This window comes from Streptomyces sp. NPDC028314 (assembly GCF_055565795.1).
Window position 1 is genome coordinate 1 of the sequence record NZ_JBVHTP010000013.1, and the last position, 17,875, is coordinate 17,875.

At 71.3% G+C, this 17,875-nt stretch carries 19 protein-coding genes; 8 read left to right on the top strand and 11 right to left on the bottom strand.

Going from position 1 to position 17,875, the window contains the following annotated elements:
* Window positions 1-627, top strand: a 627-nt coding sequence (locus ACZ4TG_RS27255) for a biotin/lipoyl-containing protein (RefSeq protein ID WP_468167324.1), incomplete at its 5' end; no start/stop codon positions are given.
* Window positions 628-755: 128 nt separating this feature from the next.
* Here the strand turns inward: ACZ4TG_RS27255 and ACZ4TG_RS27260 are convergent.
* Both ACZ4TG_RS27260 and ACZ4TG_RS27265 read right to left on the bottom strand, forming a co-directional pair.
* The gene (locus ACZ4TG_RS27260; RefSeq protein WP_468167724.1) at window positions 756-1,670 is read right to left on the bottom strand and encodes a DeoR/GlpR family DNA-binding transcription regulator; all 915 of its coding nucleotides are present in this window, start codon (window positions 1,668-1,670) and stop codon (window positions 756-758) included.
* Window positions 1,671-1,881: 211 nt separating this feature from the next.
* Complete coding sequence (locus tag ACZ4TG_RS27265) at window positions 1,882-3,321, bottom strand: NAD(P)H-quinone dehydrogenase (RefSeq protein WP_468167326.1); 1,440 nt, start codon at window positions 3,319-3,321, stop codon at window positions 1,882-1,884.
* A 197-nt stretch (window positions 3,322-3,518) separates the two neighbouring features.
* Here ACZ4TG_RS27265 and ACZ4TG_RS27270 point away from each other — a divergent pair, with 197 nt between their 5' ends.
* From ACZ4TG_RS27270 to ACZ4TG_RS27280, 3 genes are all read left to right on the top strand, one after another.
* On the top strand, window positions 3,519-3,956 hold the full coding sequence (locus tag ACZ4TG_RS27270; RefSeq protein WP_468167328.1) for a gamma-glutamylcyclotransferase family protein: 438 nt from the start codon (window positions 3,519-3,521) through the stop codon (window positions 3,954-3,956).
* A 155-nt stretch (window positions 3,957-4,111) separates the two neighbouring features.
* Window positions 4,112-4,918 (top strand): purine-nucleoside phosphorylase, encoded by an 807-nt coding sequence (locus ACZ4TG_RS27275; protein WP_266949447.1) that lies wholly within the window; start codon window positions 4,112-4,114, stop codon window positions 4,916-4,918.
* 44 nt (window positions 4,919-4,962) lie between these two features.
* The gene (locus ACZ4TG_RS27280) at window positions 4,963-6,612 is read left to right on the top strand and encodes a phospho-sugar mutase (RefSeq protein ID WP_468167330.1); all 1,650 of its coding nucleotides are present in this window, start codon (window positions 4,963-4,965) and stop codon (window positions 6,610-6,612) included.
* Between the two features lie 99 nt (window positions 6,613-6,711).
* Here ACZ4TG_RS27280 and ACZ4TG_RS27285 read toward each other — a convergent pair whose 3' ends face one another.
* Both ACZ4TG_RS27285 and ACZ4TG_RS27290 read right to left on the bottom strand, forming a co-directional pair.
* On the bottom strand, window positions 6,712-7,959 hold the full coding sequence (locus ACZ4TG_RS27285) for a helix-turn-helix domain-containing protein (protein WP_468167332.1): 1,248 nt from the start codon (window positions 7,957-7,959) through the stop codon (window positions 6,712-6,714).
* Window positions 7,956-8,276 (bottom strand): putative quinol monooxygenase, encoded by a 321-nt coding sequence (locus tag ACZ4TG_RS27290; protein ID WP_468167334.1) that lies wholly within the window; start codon window positions 8,274-8,276, stop codon window positions 7,956-7,958. Before ACZ4TG_RS27290 ends, ACZ4TG_RS27285 begins: the two co-directional genes overlap by 4 nt.
* Window positions 8,277-8,414: 138 nt before the next feature.
* On the opposite strand from ACZ4TG_RS27290, the gene ACZ4TG_RS27295 reads away from it, so the two are divergent.
* Both ACZ4TG_RS27295 and ACZ4TG_RS27300 read left to right on the top strand, forming a co-directional pair.
* Entirely contained in the window at window positions 8,415-8,543 is a 129-nt protein-coding gene (locus tag ACZ4TG_RS27295) for a hypothetical protein (protein ID WP_468167336.1), read from the top strand.
* Window positions 8,540-8,752, top strand: coding sequence for a hypothetical protein (locus tag ACZ4TG_RS27300; protein ID WP_468167754.1), 213 nt, complete (start codon window positions 8,540-8,542; stop codon window positions 8,750-8,752). The genes ACZ4TG_RS27295 and ACZ4TG_RS27300 overlap by 4 nt, the downstream gene beginning before the upstream one ends.
* Window positions 8,753-9,438: 686 nt before the next feature.
* Here the strand turns inward: ACZ4TG_RS27300 and ACZ4TG_RS27305 are convergent.
* The 3 genes from ACZ4TG_RS27305 to afsQ1 are packed head-to-tail and all read right to left on the bottom strand — an operon-like array spanning window position 9,439 to window position 12,201.
* Complete coding sequence (locus ACZ4TG_RS27305; RefSeq protein ID WP_468167338.1) at window positions 9,439-10,056, bottom strand: hypothetical protein; 618 nt, start codon at window positions 10,054-10,056, stop codon at window positions 9,439-9,441.
* Window positions 10,040-11,527 carry a HAMP domain-containing sensor histidine kinase gene (locus tag ACZ4TG_RS27310; protein ID WP_468167340.1) on the bottom strand — a complete coding sequence of 496 codons (1,488 nt, stop codon included), beginning with the start codon at window positions 11,525-11,527 and terminating at the stop codon, window positions 10,040-10,042. The genes ACZ4TG_RS27305 and ACZ4TG_RS27310 overlap by 17 nt, the downstream gene beginning before the upstream one ends.
* The gene (gene afsQ1 / locus ACZ4TG_RS27315; RefSeq protein ID WP_468167342.1) at window positions 11,524-12,201 is read right to left on the bottom strand and encodes a two-component system response regulator AfsQ1; all 678 of its coding nucleotides are present in this window, start codon (window positions 12,199-12,201) and stop codon (window positions 11,524-11,526) included. Before afsQ1 ends, ACZ4TG_RS27310 begins: the two co-directional genes overlap by 4 nt.
* A 171-nt stretch (window positions 12,202-12,372) precedes the next feature.
* Here afsQ1 and ACZ4TG_RS27320 point away from each other — a divergent pair, with 171 nt between their 5' ends.
* Entirely contained in the window at window positions 12,373-13,065 is a 693-nt protein-coding gene (locus tag ACZ4TG_RS27320; RefSeq protein WP_468167344.1) for a SigE family RNA polymerase sigma factor, read from the top strand.
* 200 nt (window positions 13,066-13,265) lie between these two features.
* Here ACZ4TG_RS27320 and ACZ4TG_RS27325 read toward each other — a convergent pair whose 3' ends face one another.
* A complete protein-coding gene (locus tag ACZ4TG_RS27325) occupies window positions 13,266-13,937 on the bottom strand; it encodes a uridine kinase family protein (RefSeq protein WP_468167726.1) in 672 nt (223 codons plus the stop codon).
* A gap of 114 nt (window positions 13,938-14,051) precedes the next feature.
* Here ACZ4TG_RS27325 and ACZ4TG_RS27330 point away from each other — a divergent pair, with 114 nt between their 5' ends.
* Complete coding sequence (locus ACZ4TG_RS27330) at window positions 14,052-14,417, top strand: hypothetical protein (protein WP_468167346.1); 366 nt, start codon at window positions 14,052-14,054, stop codon at window positions 14,415-14,417.
* Window positions 14,418-14,549: 132 nt separating this feature from the next.
* Here the strand turns inward: ACZ4TG_RS27330 and ACZ4TG_RS27335 are convergent, their stop codons facing one another.
* From ACZ4TG_RS27335 to deoC, 3 genes are read right to left on the bottom strand one after another with little or no spacing between them, the layout of a single operon-like run.
* Window positions 14,550-15,446 carry an aldehyde dehydrogenase family protein gene (locus ACZ4TG_RS27335; protein WP_468167348.1) on the bottom strand — a complete coding sequence of 299 codons (897 nt, stop codon included), beginning with the start codon at window positions 15,444-15,446 and terminating at the stop codon, window positions 14,550-14,552.
* Window positions 15,439-16,875: an aldehyde dehydrogenase family protein gene (locus ACZ4TG_RS27340; RefSeq protein ID WP_362800398.1), complete on the bottom strand. Its 1,437-nt coding sequence runs from the start codon at window positions 16,873-16,875 to the stop codon at window positions 15,439-15,441. The genes ACZ4TG_RS27335 and ACZ4TG_RS27340 overlap by 8 nt, the downstream gene beginning before the upstream one ends.
* 5 nt (window positions 16,876-16,880) lie before the next feature.
* On the bottom strand, window positions 16,881-17,843 hold the full coding sequence (deoC, locus tag ACZ4TG_RS27345; protein WP_468167728.1) for a deoxyribose-phosphate aldolase: 963 nt from the start codon (window positions 17,841-17,843) through the stop codon (window positions 16,881-16,883).
* Window positions 17,844-17,875: the final 32 nt, after the last annotated feature.

Genomic DNA, 17,875 nt, shown 5'->3' on the forward strand with positions numbered 1-17,875 from the left:
TGGGACTCCCTCCTCGCCAAACTGATCGTCACCGGCGCCACCCGCGAACAGGCCCTCCAGCGCGCCGCCCGCGCCCTCGCCGAGTTCGAGATCGAGGGCATGGCCACCGCCGTCCCCTTCCACCGCGCCGTCGTCACCGACCCCGCCTTCGCCCCCGCGGAAGGACCCTTCACGGTCCACACCCGCTGGATCGAAACCGAGTTCGTCAACGACATCAAGGCGTTCGTGGCTCCGGCCGCCGAGGAGTCCGACGAGGAGCCCGGCCGCGAGACGGTCGTCGTCGAGGTCGGCGGCAAGCGCCTGGAGGTCTCGCTTCCGTCCTCGCTGGGCATGACCCTGGCCCGCACGGCGGCCGCGGGCGGTGCGAAGCCGAAGCGGCGCGCCGCCAAGAAGTCCGGCCCGGCCGCCTCCGGCGACACCCTGGCGTCCCCGATGCAGGGCACGATCGTCAAGGTCGCGGTCGAGGAGGGCCAGCAGGTCAACGAGGGCGACCTGGTCGTCGTACTCGAAGCCATGAAGATGGAGCAGCCGCTCAACGCGCACCGCTCCGGCACCATCGTCGGCCTCAAGGCCGAAGTCGGCGCCTCCGTCACCTCGGGCGCCACCATCTGCGAGATCAAGGACTGACACCGGTCCCATGCGACATGCGAAGGCCCCGCCCGGTCCGCCCGGGCGGGGCCTTCGTATGACACCGCCCGGCCCGCCACCCGTAGCGGCCAGCGGCCAGCGGCGCCGCATGTACCCGCCCGTAGCGGCTAGCGGCGCCGCATGTCCGCGACCCGCGCGCGCTCGCCCGCCTGCTGCTCCAGCAGCCCGGCGGGCGCGCTCCGCAGCTGCGCGGTCGGCCCTCCGCGGCGCTGCACCGGCAGCGGGGACTCCCGCCGGGGCCGGCGCCCCTGCATCCCGTCCCCGCCGCCGGAGGCTGCCGCACCGGCCACCGTGATCTGCACGCCCTGATCGGCCAGCGCCTGCAGCTCCGTGGCCGCCCGGTCGTCGTGCGGGGGCGGCTCGTCCGTCACCAGCCGCGTCATCACGTCCGTGGGCACGGTCTGGAACATGGTGTCCGTACCGAGCTTCGTGTGGTCGGCGAGTACGACCACCTCCGCGGCCGCCTGTACCAGCGCCCGGTCCACGCTCGCGGAGAGCATGTTGGACGTGGACAGCCCGCGTTCGGCGGTCAGACCGCTCCCGGACAGGAAGGCCCGGGACACCCGGAGCCCCTGGAGGGACTGTTCGGCTCCGCTGCCGACGAGCGCGTAGTTGGACCCGCGCAGGGTGCCGCCGGTCATCACCACCTCCACCCGGTTGGCATGGGCCAGCGCCTGGGCGACGAGCAGCGAGTTGGTGACGACGGTCAGTCCGGGCACCCGGGCGAGCCGGCGGGCCAGCTCCTGGGTCGTGGTGCCCGCGCCGACGACGACCGCCTCGCCCTCTTCCACGAGGGAGGCGGCGACATCGGCAATGGCGGTCTTCTCCGCCGTCGCGAGATGGGACTTTTGCGGAAAGCCGGACTCCCGCGTGAATCCGCCCGGCAAGACCGCACCGCCGTGCCGGCGGTCGAGGAGTCCTTCTGCCTCCAGTGCCCGCACGTCCCGCCGTACGGTCACTTCGGAGGTCTGGACGACGCGGGCGAGCTCACGGAGCGATACCGCTCCGTTGGCCCGCACCATTTCGAGGATCAATTGGCGACGTTCTGCAGCGAACACGAAACTGACAGTAACCCCAACGACCGTCTACTTTCAGCTCCTTGCGCCGGAATACCGATGTTGTCCATAAGTTGGGTCGACTAGTGGTATACGCGGCCGGACAGTTCCGTGAACAGTCCGCCACGTCACCCCGGGTGACCCCAAGCCCCTTGTGGAGAACGGCGGTTGGCGGCGCCTACGCCTCCCCGGCGATCTTCCGGGTGTGCAGCTGGCGAGCGACCTCGGCGATCGAACCGGACAGCGAGGGGTACACGGTGAACGCGTTTGCGATCTGCTCGACCGTCAGGTTGTTGTCGACCGCGATCGAGATCGGGTGGATCAGTTCGCTCGCCCGCGGCGACACGACCACGCCGCCGACCACGATGCCGGTGCCCGGACGGCAGAACATCTTCACGAAGCCGTCCCGGATGCCCTGCATCTTGGCGCGCGGGTTGCGCAGCAGCGGCAGCTTCACCACACGGGCGTCGATCTTGCCGGAGTCCACGTCGGCCTGGGTGTAGCCGACGGTGGCGATCTCGGGGTCGGTGAAGACGTTCGAGGAGACCGTCTTGAGGTTCAGCGGCGCCACCGCGTCGCCGAGGAAGTGGTACATCGCGATGCGGCCCTGCATAGCGGCCACGGAGGCGAGCGCGAACACCCCGGTCACGTCACCGGCGGCGTACACGCCGGGCGAGGACGTACGGGAGACCTTGTCGGTCCAGATGTGCCCGGACTCCTTGAGCCGGACCCCGGACTCCTCCAGGTTCATGTTCCGCGTGTTCGGGATCGCGCCGACCGCCATCAGGCAGTGCGTGCCGGTGATGACCCGGCCGTCGGACAGGGTGACCTCGACCCGGTCCCCGACGCGCTTGGCGGACTCGGCGCGGGAGCGGCCGATGACGTTCATGCCGCGGCGGCGGAAGACGTCCTCCAGGACGGCGGCCGCGTCGGGGTCCTCCCCCGGCAGCACGCGGTCGCGGGAGGACACCAGGGTCACCCGGGACCCGAGGGCCTGGTACGCGCCGGCGAACTCGGCGCCGGTGACGCCGGAGCCGACCACGATGAGCTCCTCGGGGAGCTCTTCCAGGTCGTAGACCTGGGTCCAGTTCAGGATCCGCTCCCCGTCGGGCATCGCGTCCGGGATCTCACGGGGGGTGCCGCCGGTCGCGATCAGCACGGCGTCGGCGGTCAGGATCGTCTCCGAGCCGTCGGCGGCCGTGACGATGACGTCCCGGGTGCCGTCGATGCCCTGCGGGCCGCCGAGCTTGCCGCGGCCGCGCATGACGCGGGCGCCGGCCCGGGTCACGGAGGCGGTGATGTCGTGGGACTGGGCGAGCGCGAGGCGCTTGACACGCCGGTTCACCTTGCCGAGGTCGACGCCGACGACGCGCGCGGCCTGCTCGATGTGCGGGGTGTCGTCCGCGACGACGATCCCCAGCTCCTCGTACGACGAGTCGAAGGTCGTCATGACCTCGGCGGTCGCGATGAGGGTCTTCGATGGCACGCAGTCGGTGAGCACCGACGCACCGCCCAGACCGTCGCAGTCGACGACGGTCACCTCCGCGCCGAGCTGGGCCCCCACCAGGGCCGCCTCATACCCGCCGGGTCCGCCGCCGATGATCACGATCCGGGTCACGAAAACTCCGCCTCACGTCTACCCGGCCGGCTGCCGCCCCGGCCGGGGCTTCCGGGGGGTCTCCCCGGGGGATGCATTCCGTGCCCCATTGTCCCGCACGCTTCAAGGTGCTTCGCGCCCGGTCCCGCCATCCGGGACGGCGGCCCCGTGCCCGGCCGCAGCTCCGTCATCCCCGCCCCTCCCGTACCCTCGACCTCATGTCGCTCTACGCCGCGTACGCCGGCAACCTCGACCCGCGGCTGATGACGCGCCGCGCTCCCCATTCGCCGCTGCGCGGCACGGGCTGGATCAACGACTGGCGGCTGACCTTCGGCGGCGAGCAGATGGGCTGGGAGGGCGCACTCGCCACGATCGTCGAAGCCCCGCGCCACCAGGTCTTCGTCGCCCTCTACGACGTCGCCCCGCTGGACGAGGACTCGCTGGACCGCTGGGAGGGCGTCGGGCTCGACATCTACCGCCGGATGCGGGTACGGGTCCACACCCTGGACGGCGAGGAAGCGGCCTGGGTCTACGTCCTGAACGGCTACGAGGGCGGCCTTCCCTCGGCGCGCTACCTCGGCGAGATCGCGGACGCGGCCGAGTCCGCCGGCGCCCCGCACGACTACGTGATGGAACTCCGCAAGCGCCCTTGTTAGGCCCTGTCCGGGGTGCGGCCGGGGCCGCACGGGGTGCTCCGCACCGCCCGCCGCCACCGCCCGGGACTTTTCGGCGGAAACGACAAGGCAACGATCCGAACACCGTGAGCTGTGCCATCTACGCGCGTAGGCCCGGACGGGTTACGCTCGTCAGCGTGAACGCATCTGTTACCGACCCCTTCGCCGACGCCACCGCCGCAGCCGCCCGCCTGCGTGAGCTGACCGGCGCCGAAACCCACGATGTCGCCCTCGTCATGGGCTCCGGCTGGGCCCCCGCCGCAGAGGCGCTCGGTGCGCCCGAGGCCGAGTTCCCCGTCACCGAGCTGCCCGGCTTCCCGCCGCCCGCGGTCGAGGGCCACGGCGGCAAGATCCGCTCGTACAAGATCGGCGACAAGCGCGCGCTGCTCTTCCTCGGCCGGACCCACTACTACGAGGGCCGCGGCGTCGCCGCCGTCGCCCACGGCGTGCGCACCGCCGTCGCCGCGGGCTGCAAGACCGTCGTCCTGACCAACGGCTGCGGCGGTCTGCGCGAGGGCATGAAGCCCGGCCAGCCCGTCCTGATCAGCGACCACCTCAACCTGACGGCCACCTCGCCGATCGTCGGCGCGAACTTCGTGGACCTCACCGACCTCTACTCGCCGCGCCTGCGCGCGATGTGCAAGGAGATCGACGAGACCCTCGAAGAGGGCGTCTACGTCCAGTTCCCCGGCCCGCACTACGAGACCCCGGCCGAGATCAACATGATCCGCGTCATGGGCGCCGACCTGGTCGGCATGTCCACCGTGCTGGAGGCCATCGCCGCCCGTGAGGCCGGCGCCGAGGTGCTCGGCATCTCCCTGGTCACCAACCTGGCGGCGGGCATCTCCGGCGAGCCCCTCAACCACGAAGAGGTGCTCCAGGCCGGCCGTGACTCGGCCGCGCGCATGGGCAAGCTGCTGACCCAGGTCCTCGCCCGCATCTGACACGGGACAGGCACCCGCACCGTACGAGAGGTAAGGCGGAAGTAGTGCAGGAACAGGACGACCTGATCACCCGGGCCCAGGCCTGGCTGGCGGAAGACCCGGACCCGGAGACCGCGGCCGAGCTGCGCGCGCTCATCGAGGCCGGGGACACCGCGGAGCTCGCGGACCGCTTCTCCGGCATGCTCCAGTTCGGCACCGCCGGACTGCGCGGTGAGCTGGGCGCGGGCCCGATGCGGATGAACCGCAACGTGGTCATCCGGGCCGCGGCGGGCCTGGCGGCCTACCTGAAGGCCCAGGGCCACGACGGCGGCCTGGTCGTGGTCGGCTACGACGCGCGCTACAAGTCGGCGGACTTCGCCCGCGACACCGCCGCCGTGATGACCGGTGCCGGGCTGCGCGCGGCCGTCCTGCCCCGCCCGCTGCCGACGCCCGTCCTCGCGTACGCCATAAGGCACCTGGGCGCCGTCGCCGGCGTCGAGGTGACCGCGAGCCACAACCCTCCCCGGGACAACGGCTACAAGGTCTACCTCGGCGACGGCTCCCAGATCGTCTCCCCCGCGGACGTCGAGATCGCGGCGGAGATCGGGCGGATCACCGCCCTCGCCTCCGTCCCCCGTCCGGAGTCCGGCTGGGAGGCCCTCGGCGACGAGGTCCTGGAGGCCTACCTGGCCCGTACGGACGCCGTCCTGACCCCCGGGTCCCCCCGCGGGGTGCGGACCGTCTACACGGCCATGCACGGCGTCGGCAAGGACGTCGTGATGGCGGCCTTCGCCCGGCACGGCTTCCCGGAGCCCGTACTCGTCGCCGAGCAGGCCGAGCCGGACCCGGCCTTCCCGACGGTCGCCTTCCCCAACCCGGAGGAGCCGGGTGCGATGGACCTGTCCTTCGCGAAGGCCGCCGAGGTGAACCCGGACATCGTGATCGCGAACGACCCCGACGCGGACCGCTGCGCCGTGGCCGTCCCCGACGGCGACGGCGGGTGGCGGATGCTGCGCGGCGACGAGGTCGGCGCGCTGCTGGCCGCCCACCTGGTCCACAAGGGTGCGCGGGGCGTCTTCGCGGAGTCCATCGTCTCCTCGTCCCTGCTGGGCCGGATCGCGGACGCGGCGGGCGTGGGCTACGAGGAGACCCTGACGGGCTTCAAGTGGATCGCCCGCGTCGAGGGCCTGCGGTACGGCTACGAGGAGGCGCTCGGCTACTGCGTGGACCCCGAGGGCGTCCGCGACAAGGACGGCGTCACGGCCGCCCTGCTGGTGGCGGAGCTGGCCTCGGAGCTCAAGGAGCAGGGCCGCACCCTGACCGACCTGCTGGACGACCTGGCGATGGCCCACGGGCTGCACGCCACCGACCAGCTGTCGGTCCGCGTGTCGGACCTGTCGGTCATCGCCTCGGCGATGGCACAGCTCCGGGCCGAGCCCCCGACCTCCCTCGCGGGCCTGCGGGTCGTCTCGGCGGAGGACCTGAACCAGGGCACGGAGTCCCTCCCGCCGACGGACGGCCTGCGGTACTACCTGGACGGCGACCACAAGGCCCGGGTGATCGTCCGCCCGTCCGGCACGGAGCCGAAGCTGAAGTGCTACCTGGAGGTCGTGGTCCCGGTGGCGGAAGCCTCCGACCTGGCCCCGGCCCGCACCCGCGGACAGGAGATCCTGGACGCGATCAAGAAGGACCTCTCGGCGGCCGCGGGCATCTAGCCTCCCCGCCGCGCCCCCTGCAACGCCGTCGGCCCCCTCAGCTCCCGCTGAGGGGGCCGACGGCATTCCCGAAGGGTGCCGACGGCCCGGCCATCGCGCTCAACCGAGGCTGTCCGTGCGCTCGGCCAGAGCCCGGAGTTCGTCGGACGCGGTACGTCCTGCGCCGAGCACGAGGTCGCTGATGACCGTACGGGCCGCGATGTGGGTACGGATCATCTCGGGTGCCAGTTCCTCGGCGCGCAGCAGGCAGTCGAGTGCGTCCGCGTACTGGCGGCGTTGTGCGTGGGCTCGGCCCGTGTCCATCAGCAGGCGGGCCCGCCGCTCGGCGGACAGGCCCTCCGTACGGAGTCCCGTGGCGAGGTCGAGAGCCTCACCCGCGTCGCCCAGGTCGACTGCGGTCGAGACGGCCTGGATCTCCACGTTCGTCGGACCGAATTCGAGGTTGAAGTCGTTGCGGTCCTCGCCCAGCCGCCGGCCGACGCTTCGAGCGGCGTCGATCTGCTGCCGCGCGGAAGATCTCGCGCCCGAACGGGCATGTACGAGTGCCAGCACCAGGTGCAGCGACCCCAGGACGGAAAGATACTGAGGTGTGGGCTCGCTGATCCCGGCGCGTTCGATGGCGCTGATTGCCGTGGAGGCGGCACGCTCCGCCTGGTCGAGGTGCTTCAGACGCACAAAGGCGTGACACAGCCGGTAGACACCGGCGAACACGCTCAGCGGATCGCCGGAGAGCTCGGCCTCACGAATCGCCCGGTCCGCCGCGACCCATGCGGCATCCGCCTCGTGCTGGCGCACGAAGGCCGCGGCGAGGGCCTGGTAGGTCCTCGCCAGCAGATCGTGCAGTTCGGGTCGGTACTCGGCCGGCGCGATACGGCAGGCCCGCTCCAACCTGGGAACCAACACGCTCACCGCCGTGCTCAGTTCGGCGAACTCGGCACGGTGGGTGAGTTTCCAGATCGCGTCCACCGACGCTCGAAGGCCGACGAGGCCGTCGGGCTGGAATTCGTGACACGGATTCAGAAGGACATCGAGCGCGGGATGCCCGGAGAGCAACAGACGGGCCTGGTCAAGGTCATTCGCCTCCGCCTCCGCCTCCATCCCGGACGACGGCGCGGCATCGGCCGAGCGTGGGGCATCGGGCTGGAGTACCTGGAGCGGCACGCCGAGGCCGTCGGCAAGAAGCCGGAGCACGTCCAGGCGGTTCACCGGCTGAATGCCCCGCTCGACCTGTGACAGCCAGCTCGCGGTGCGACCGATGGCCGAGGCGAGTTCCCCCTGCGTCACACCCTTCTGCCTGCGCAGATCAGCCACTCGCGCCCCAAAGACACGCCGCTCCTCGGAACTCACCGCCGCGCCGCTCCCTTCCCGCCGATCACGTCGAGGAACGTGACCTCGACATCGGCAAGGTACTGGTCCCGCCGGGCCAGGAAGTGCTTGGTGTGCGGCTGCGTCTCGTGGACTTCGAACGCCGCACGGTCCGCGTACAGCTCGTAGAACACGCGAACCAGGGGCTCGCCCACCGGTACGTGCACCACATACGCCAGCGTGCCCGGCTCCGCACTCTTGATGCTCTCCAGGGTGGCCGCGCACAGCTCGTCGAATGCCATCGCGGATTCCTGGTCGCGCAGCGAGAAGCGCACGACCAGGCCGAATCCCTCGCTCATACGTGCTCCTTTCGAGTCGCAGACAGTGTCGCAGACACGCAGTGATCCTGCGAGTGACACTTTCTCTTGATTCGCAGAAAAACTGCGAGTAGCGTCGTAGTCGCACTGCTACCTAACGTGAGCAAATGAGGGATGCGCATGTGTCAGATCCCCGTAGACGCCGACCGAGTGGCCGCGACGGTCGAGCCCAGTGCGGACCTACTCGACCGTGCGCAGGTCGGCTGGGAACGCTTCCTCGACACCTTCGAGGGGGCATCCGATGAGTGAGCAGTACGAGTACGTCCGGCACCGAAGGTGAGCTGATGGCCGTGGTCAACGAGAACGTCTCGGGCACCGGCGCCGAGCGGTGGATGCGGCTGGCCTACATCCGTGACCCGTCCGGTCTCGAATTCACCACCGCAGTGGGCAACATCGTGCCCGCCGACTACATCGACACCTTGGAAGTGTGCCTGAACCGGCGGTGGCCGCCGAACTGACCACGACCGGGCGGTGCCACGATCAGCCCCAGACGGCCGCCGGACGCCAAGCCGTGCGAAGCGGGTAGCGATCCGACGCGCCTGGTGTCCGCAGGACGCTCTCGTCACCGTTTCGTGCGGGTAGGCCGCCCCTGGCCCTGGATCGGCCGCATATCGGCCCGATGTCGGGCCCGCCTGGCTGCGGAGGGCCGCGCCGCTTCCCTGATGCGGCCGTTCCTGCTGCTCGTCCCCCCTGACCGTCCTCCTGGGGGCTTCCCGACAGTCTTTGTCTTTCCGGGACGGGACGGCCTGTCAAGGGTCGCCGAAGGCGATCGCGCAGCGACGCGAACGAAGTGAGCGCCCTTGACGGGCCGGCACGGCACGGAAGGACGATGGACTGGCGGGAAGCCCCCAGCCCCTCCCCGATGCCGACCGGCCAGGACCCCGCTCCCCACCCACCGCCCGCGGACAGAAAATCGGGTGGCCAGCCGCCGAGCCGGGGCGGCAGCCGAGCCGAGGCAGGCGCCGAACCAGGGCAAGCACCGAGCCGGAGCAGGCGCCCAGCCGGGCCAGGCGCCCAGCCGAGGCAAGCTCCCAGTCGGCCGAGCCAAGCACCCAGCCGAGCCAGGCACCCAGCCAAGGCAGCCGCCGAACCGAGGCTGCCGCCGAGGGGGAAAAAGCCAGCGCGCCGCAGCGCTCCCGGCGCCTCAGGACCCGGACGGCGAAGCCGAAGGGCGGACCACGTCGCCCAGGGTGGGGATCGACTCCGGGCGGGAGCGGACCGCGTCCGTGCAGTCCCACGCCCGCGGCGGATCCGCGTCCGGGCCGCCCAGGACGACCGGCCCCGGCCCCGCCGACACGGCCTCGCTGCCCGCCAGCGTGCACACGATCTGTGACAGCGCCACCGGCGGCAGATCCTCCGGCTTGCGGCTCAGCCGCACCGCGCCCGCCGGATCGCCCGGCCTCGGCGCGACCGCCGTCAGCCCCGCGGGGACCCCGGTCGTGAAGCCGGCGTCCCGCTCCTCACCGCCCGGCGTCCGCTCCAGCGCCTCCAGCAGCGCCTGCGCGACGAGCGCCACGGGATCCCGCAGCACCCGCTTCTCGGGGATCGGAACCACCCGCTCCACGCCCACCAGCTGCGATCCGCACACCAGTTCCACCGTGGCCCGGAAGCCCTGCACCCCGCTCGGCTCCGCCGGGGTGTCGCACGACACCCGCGAGGGTGCCGGGCCCACGTCCACGGGCACGGTGGTCGCCCTGATCCCGCACCCCGACACGGCGAGGAGCACCACCGCCGCCGCCAGAGCCCTACGCGTCCTCGTCACGGGTGATCACCTTCCCCACGTCCACCGGCAGCCGCAGCGTGAACAGCGCTCCGCCGTCGGGCCCGTTGGCGGCGCTGATGTCGCCGCCGTGGATGTGCGCGTTCTCCATGGCGATGGACAGGCCCAGGCCGCTGCCGTCCGACTTGGGGCGGGACGCGCTCGCCTTGTAGAAGCGGTCGAAGACGTGCGGCAGGACGTCCTGCGGGATGCCCGGACCGTTGTCCTTGACCACGATCACCAGCCACTCCCCCTCCACGGCCAGCGACACCCGCACCGGCGAGCCGCCGTGCTTGAGCGCGTTCCCGATGAGGTTGGCCAGGATCACGTCCAGGCGCCGCGGGTCGAGCCGGGCCACGATCCCGCGCTCCGCGTCGAGTTCGACGGCGTCGAGCCAGGCCCGCGCGTCGATGCACGCCGTGACCTGGTCGGCGACGTTCACGTCGTCCAGCACCAGGCGGGCCGTCCCCGCGTCGAAGCGGGTCACCTCCATCAGGTTCTCCACCAGGTCGTTCAGCCGCCGGGTCTCGCTGACCACCAGCGCCACCGCCGGCGCGATCATCGGATCGAGGTCGTCGACCTCCTCCTCCAGCACCTCGGCCACCGCCGTCAACGCCGTCAGCGGGGTCCGCAGTTCATGGGACATGTCCGCGACGAACCGCCTGCTGGACTCCTCCCGCGCGCTCATGTCCGCGACCTTCTTCTCCAGCGCCTCGGCCGTCTTGTTGAAGGTGTGCGACAGGTCCGCGAGTTCGTCGGTGCCCGACACCTCCAGCCGGTGGTCCAGCTCGCCCTCGCCGAGGCGCCGCGCCGCGTCGCCGAGGCGCTGCACGGGCTTCAGTACGGTACGGGCCGCGGCCTGCGCGAGCAGCGCGGACCCGAGCAGCGCCAGGCCCGTCGCGATGGTCAGCGACCAGCCCAGCGCGTTGAGGTCGTCCCGTTCCTGCGCCAGCGACTTGTACATGTAGCCCGTCGGCCCGCCGCCCACGATCCGCGTGCCGCCGACCAGGTACGGATTGCCGCGCGGCTTCGTCCGCTGCCAGTACATGTGGTACTCGGCGTCGTTGGCGGCCGTGGTCTTCTGCTCGTCGTTGATCGCGTGCTGGAGGGACTTCGGTACGTCGTTCAGCCCGAAGGCGTCGGGGCCCGCCGCGCCGAACACCTTCTGCTTGTCCTTGCGCTCGTGCACCAGCAGCACGCTGTAGCCGGGGCTGCTGCCCGCCATCAGCTCGGCGGTGCGCTGCAGTTCCTCGGAGGTCGGGTCGGCCGGCAGGGCCGCGGCCCGGTTCTGCATCTCCTGGCGGAAGTCGCCGAGCGCCGCGTCCTGGGTACGGGTGAGCACCGCCTCGCGGTTGAGCCAGTACGCGATCCCGGACGCGGAGACCGCGGCCGTCAGCGCGACCAGGGAGAACACCATGAGGAGCCGCAGCCGCAGGCTGGTCCAGCGCCGGCCCGCGAACAGGGCTCTGATCATTGCGGTGAGTCCAGCCGGTAGCCGACACCCCGGACGGTGCGGATCAGCGTCGGCGAGGAGGGGATCTCTTCGACCTTGGCGCGCAGCCGCTGCACGCAGGCGTCGACCAGCCGCGAGTCACCGAGGTAGTCGTGCTCCCAGACCAGCCGCAGCAACTGCTGCCGGGACAGCGCCTGGCCGGGCCTGCGGCTGAGTTCCAGCAGCAGGCGCAGCTCGGTCGGGGTGAGCTGGAGGTCCTCGCCGTTCTTCGTCACGGTCATCGCGGCCCGGTCGATGACCAGGGAACCGAAGACGGCGGAATCGCTCGCCTCCCGCTCGCCGCGGCGCAGCACGGCCCGGATGCGGGCGTCGAGCACCCGGCCCTGGACGGGCTTGACCACGTAGTCGTCGGCACCGGACTCCAGACCGACGACGACATCGATGTCGTCGCTGCGGGCGGTGAGCAGGATGATCGGCAGCTGGTCGGTGCGCCGGATCCGCCGGCACACCTCGAAGCCGTCGATCCCGGGCAGCATGACGTCCAGCACGATCAGGTCCGGCCGCTGCTCGCGCAGCAGTTTCAGGCCGTCCTCGCCCGTCGCCGCGGTGGCCACTCGGTGGCCCTGGCGTGACAGGGAGAGTTCGAGGGCCGTGCGGATGGCGTCGTCGTCCTCGATCAGCAACAGGAAAGGCACGGGCTCATTCTGTCCCATCGGCCGTTGGGAGTTCGACCGTCCGGCGCCCCGGATCCGCTCACAGGTCGCTGTGACAGGCCTGTGACAGTCGAAGGACACCCCGGTTATGTCCGGGGGGCAGGCTTCTACCAACGAACGGACCGAAGCAGACTCCACGACGGGGGGCGCGAGATGAACACGCTGCACAGCACCACCACCAGCGCGGTTGTCACGCGGCTGCACGATGTGAACCGCCGGGCGGGTGTCCGTACGGCGACGGTCGCCCGTCCGCGACCGGCGCACCCTGTAGCCATTGACGCCAACACGTACCAGGCGGTTCCCGCCCCGCGGATCCCGTCCTCCTCGGAGGCGGAGTTCACGGCGTACGTCCAGGAGCGGCGCGCCGCCCTCTACGCGACGGCCTTCCACCTCACCGGCGACCGCCACGAGGCGGAGGACCTGCTGCAGAGCGCGCTGTTCTCCACCTACCGCGCCTGGGACCGGATCAGCGACAAGGCGGCCGTCGGCGGCTACCTGCGGCGCACGATGACGAACCTGCACATCAGCGCCTGGCGTCGGCGGAAGCTGAACGAGTACCCGACGGAGGAGCTGCCGGAGACGGCCTCCGACACGGACGCGATGCGCGGTACGGAACTGCGCGCGGTGCTGTGGCAGGCGCTGGCCCGCATCCCGGAGCCGCAGCGCACGATGCTGGTGCTGCGGTACTACGAGGGCCGGACCGACCCGGAGATCGCGGAGATCCTGGGCATCAGCGTCGGCACCGTGAAGTCGAGCATCTGGCGCTCGCTTCGCCGCCTGCGCGAGGACGAGGGGCTGAGCTTCGGCCGCGACGAGGCGGAGTCCTTCGGGGAGCTCGTCGCCTGACCAAGACCAACGGGGGAAAGACCCATGGGCCAGGGGGCCCGTCCTGCGGGGGTGGGACGGGGGCCACGGGGGAAAAGGCGGGATCAAGCGGCCGGGGGTCCGCGTGATCCCGCCTTTTCGCGTGCGCGGCCCGAACGGGGCCCGGCCGTCCTCGGCCGCGGCGGCGGGGCCGGCAGGTCCCGGGTGGTCGGGCGTCCGGGCTACGCGGGAGTCGCGGCCGCGCGGTGGCGGCCGGCCGCGCAGGCGGCCAGGCGGCCGAGGGCCTCGTCGCGGCCGCAGGCGTGGGCGCCGAGCGCGGTGTGCCGGGCCACGATCCCCCGCTCCGCCCGCATCAGCCTCCAGCCCCGGCGCAGCAGGAACGGCAGGGACTTGCGCCCCTCGCGCAGATCCCGCGTCAGCCGCCGCCGGAAGGTGGTCGAAGGCCGCCCCCGCAGGCAGATCGCGTCGGCCAGCAGCCCCAGTTCCTGGCACCGGGCCACGACGTCCGCGGCGAAGATCCCCTCCGCGATGAACAGCGGGGTGCGGGATATGTCCAGCGTCTCGGAGCCGGTCCGCGAGGACGTGGCGATGGAGTACACCGGCACCTCGGTCCGGCCCGCCGCGCAGAGTTGCGCGATCGCGGCGATGGCCGCCTCCGCGTCCCACGACAGCGGGGAGTCCCAGTCGATGTCGGAACTGCCCTCGACCAGCGGGAGGGTGGGGTCGTCCCCCTCCTTGTAGAAGTCGTCCAGGCGCAGCACGGGCAGCCCGGACCGGGCCGCGAGCGAGGACTTGCCGGAGCCCGAGGGCCCGGTCAACAGCACGACGCGCGTAGGCAGAGGAGAGGAACAGCTCACGGGACACCAGTGTGAACCATGACCCCCGGTATCGATACATCGGCGACGTGCCCTGCGAGGACTCTCACATCCGCGCGGCCGGTTGGAATCCACACCCGCACCTCCACTACGCTGCGTGCGCACGCGACTACGACCACAGGCGGGATCCTCATGGCACGTCACGCAGCCCCCGGAAACGGCGCCGGCACCGGAACCGGTGTCCTCCGTACCGCAGGCCTCACCCTCACCATGGCCGGCGCGGCTCTGGCGATGGCCGCAGGCGGCGCCCAGGCCGGTGAACTCTCGGTCCCGGCGGCGCTGGCCGGTGTCGCCGACCCGATCTCCAACCTGAAGGTGAACCCGCTCGCCCACACCGGTGTGGACCCGCTCGACAACGGAGTGGCCACCAGGGTCGCGGACTTCCCGGCGCTCGGCACCTCCATGGTCACCGGCACGCTGACGCAGGGCCCGTCCGTCGGCGAACTGCCCACGGCAGCCGTGGGCTCCCTCCTCGGCCCCCTGAGCGGCGCCAAGTAACCCCGCCCGGCACCGGCGGCTGAGCCGAAGGGGACACCGGCGGCCCCGGAGGCGAAGCCGCCGGCAAAAAACGGCCCCGGCAGCACGGGGGTCGCTGCCGGGGCCTGTCCAGGGGTTGCGGGTCCGGTCCGCCTAGTACGCGGACCCGCCCGAGCCCAGCGAACCCGTCGGGTGCCAGACCGTCTTGGTCTCCAGGAACGCGGTCATCCGCGCCGTGCCCGGGTCGGCGCTCCAGTCGTCCACAGGCTGTGGACGCAGGACGCGCTTGAGGTTGTCGGCCGCCGCGATCTCCAGCTCCTTGGCCAGCGCCGCGTCGGCACCCGCCAGGTCGATCGCGTTGACGTCCTGGTGGGACGCCAGGTGCGGGCCCATCTCGCCGGCTTTGCCGGACAGGATGTTGACCACGCCGCCGGGCAGGTCGGAGGTGGCCAGCACCTCGCCCAGGGACAGCGCCGGGAGCGGGGACTTCTCGGAGGTGATCACGATCGCCGTGTTGCCGGTCGCGATGACCGGGGCGATCACCGAGATCAGGCCCAGGAAGGACGAGTCCTGCGGGGCGATCACGGTGACGACGCCCGTCGGCTCCGGGGTGGAGAGGTTGAAGAACGGGCCCGCGACCGGGTTGGCCCCGCCCACGATCTGGCCGATCTTGTCGGTCCAGCCCGCGTACCAGACCCAGCGGTCGATCGCCGCGTCCACGACCGCCGCGGCCTTGGACTTGGACAGCCCCTCGGCCTCGCCGACCTCGCGGACGAACTGCTCGCGGCGGCCCTCCAGCATCTCGGCGATGCGGTAGAGGATCTGGCCGCGGTTGTACGCGGTCGCGCCCGACCAGCCGCCGAACGCCTTGCGGGCGGCGACGACCGCGTCACGGGCGTCCTTGCGGGAGGACAGCGGAGCGTTGGCCAGCCAGTTGCCCTTGGAGTCGCTCACCTCGTACACCCGGCCGCTCTCGGAGCGGGGGAACTTGCCCCCGACGTACAGCTTGTAGGTCTTGAAGACGCTCAGACGCGTCGAAGACTCAGACATCGAGGTAGCCCTCCAGGCCGTGACGGCCGCCTTCGCGCCCGAAGCCCGACTCCTTGTAGCCGCCGAAGGGCGAGGTCGGGTCGAACTTGTTGAACGTGTTGGCCCACACCACACCCGCGCGGAGCTTGTTCGCGACCGCGAGGATGCGCGAGCCCTTCTCCGTCCAGATGCCGGCGGACAGGCCGTACTGGCTGTTGTTGGCCTTCGCGACGGCCTCGTCGGGCGTGCGGAAGGTCAGCACGGACAGCACCGGGCCGAAGATCTCGTCACGGGCGACGGTGTGCGCCTGGGTGACGTTCGTGAAGAGCGTCGGGGCGAACCAGTAGCCGGCGGACGGCAGCTCGCACGCCGGGGACCAGCGCTCGGCGCCCTCGGCCTCACCGGTCTCCGCGAGCGCGGTGATCCGGGCCAGCTGCTCGGCCGAGTTGATCGCGCCGATGTCGGTGTTCTTGTCGAGCGGGTCGCCCAGGCGAAGGGTGCTCAGGCGGCGCTTGAGGGAGTCCAGCAGCTCGTCGTGGATCGACTCCTGGACCAGCAGGCGCGAGCCCGCGCAGCAGACCTGGCCCTGGTTGAAGAAGATGCCGTTGACGATGCCCTCGACGGCCTGGTCGATGGGGGCGTCGTCGAAGACGATGTTGGCGCCCTTGCCGCCCAGCTCCAGGGTGACCTTCTTGTCGGTGCCGGCGACGTGGCGGGCGATCTTCTTGCCCACGGCCGTCGAGCCGGTGAAGGCGACCTTGTTGACGTCCGGGTGCTCGACGAGCGCCGCGCCCGCGTCGCCGTAGCCGGTGAGGATGTTGACGACGCCCTTGGGCAGGCCCGCCTGGCGGCAGATGTCCGCGAAGAACAGCGCCGAGAGGGGGGTCGTCTCCGCCGGCTTCAGCACGACCGTGTTGCCGGTGGCGAGCGCCGGGGCGATCTTCCACGCGAGCATCAGCAGCGGGAAGTTCCACGGGATGACCTGCCCGGCGACGCCGAGCGGGCGCGGGTTCGCGCCGTAGCCCGCGTGGTCGAGCTTGTCGGCCCAGCCCGCGTAGTAGAAGAAGTGCGCGGCGACCAGCGGGAGGTCCGCGTCGCGGGTCTCCTTGATCGGCTTGCCGTTGTCCAGGGTCTCCAGGACGGCCAGCTCGCGGCTGCGCTCCTGGATGATCCGGGCGATGCGGAAGAGGTACTTCGCGCGCTCGGAACCGGGCAGCGCGGACCACTTCTCGAAGGCCTTCCGGGCGGCCTTCACGGCGCGGTCCACGTCGGCGGCGCCCGCCTGGGCGACCTCGGCGAGGACCTCCTCGGACGACGGCGAGACGGTCTTGAAGACCTTGCCGTCGGCGGCGTCGGTGAACTCTCCGTCGATGAAGAGCCCGTAGGAGGGCGCGATGTCGACGACCGAGCGGGACTCGGGGGCGGGTGCGTACTCGAATACAGATGCCATGGTGATCAGTCCACCGTCACGTAGTCGGGACCGGAGTAACGGCCGGTGCTCAGCTTCTGGCGCTGCATCAACAGGTCGTTGAGCAGGCTGGAGGCGCCGAAGCGGAACCAGTGGTTGCTCAGCCAGTCCTCGCCCACGGTCTCGTTGACCAGGACCAGGAACTTGAGGGCGTCCTTGGTGGTCCGGATGCCGCCGGCCGGCTTCACGCCGATCTGGATTCCAGTCTGCGCCCGGAAGTCGCGTACGGCTTCGAGCATCAGGAGGGTGTTGGCGGGGGTGGCGTTCACCCCGACCTTGCCGGTGGACGTCTTGATGAAGTCGGCGCCGGCCATCATGCCGATCCAGGAGGCGCGGCGGATGTTGTCGTAGGTCGACAGCTCGCCGGTCTCGAAGATGACCTTGAGGCGAGCGGCGGTCCCGTCGGGGCGTACGCACGCCTCCTTGACGGCCTTGATCAGCTCGTAGGTCTCCAGGTAGCGGCCGGCGAGGAAGGCGCCACGGTCGATGACCATGTCGATCTCGTCGGCGCCGGCGGCGACGGCGTCGGCCGTGTCCGCGAGCTTGACCGGCAGGGCGGCACGGCCGGCCGGGAACGCCGTGGCGACGGAGGCCACCTTGACGTCGGCGCCGTTCAGGGCCGCCTTGGCGGTGGCCACCATGTCGGGGTAGACGCAGACCGCGGCGGTCATGGGCGTCGTACGGTCGGTCGGATCGGGGTTGACGGCCTTGGCGGAGAGCGCCCGGACCTTGCCCGGGGTGTCCGCACCCTCGAGCGTCGTCAGGTCGATCATCGTGATGGCCAGGTCGATGGCGTACGCCTTGGCCGTCGTCTTGATCGAGCGGGTGCCGAGGGAGGCCGCGCGGGCCTCCAGTCCGACTGCGTCTACGCCGGGCAGCCCGTGCAGGAAGCGGCGCAGCGCGCTGTCGGACGTCGTCACGTCAGCGAATGCGGTGAGGGTGGTGGGCATGGTCACCACATGAGCATATCTACGCGCGTAGC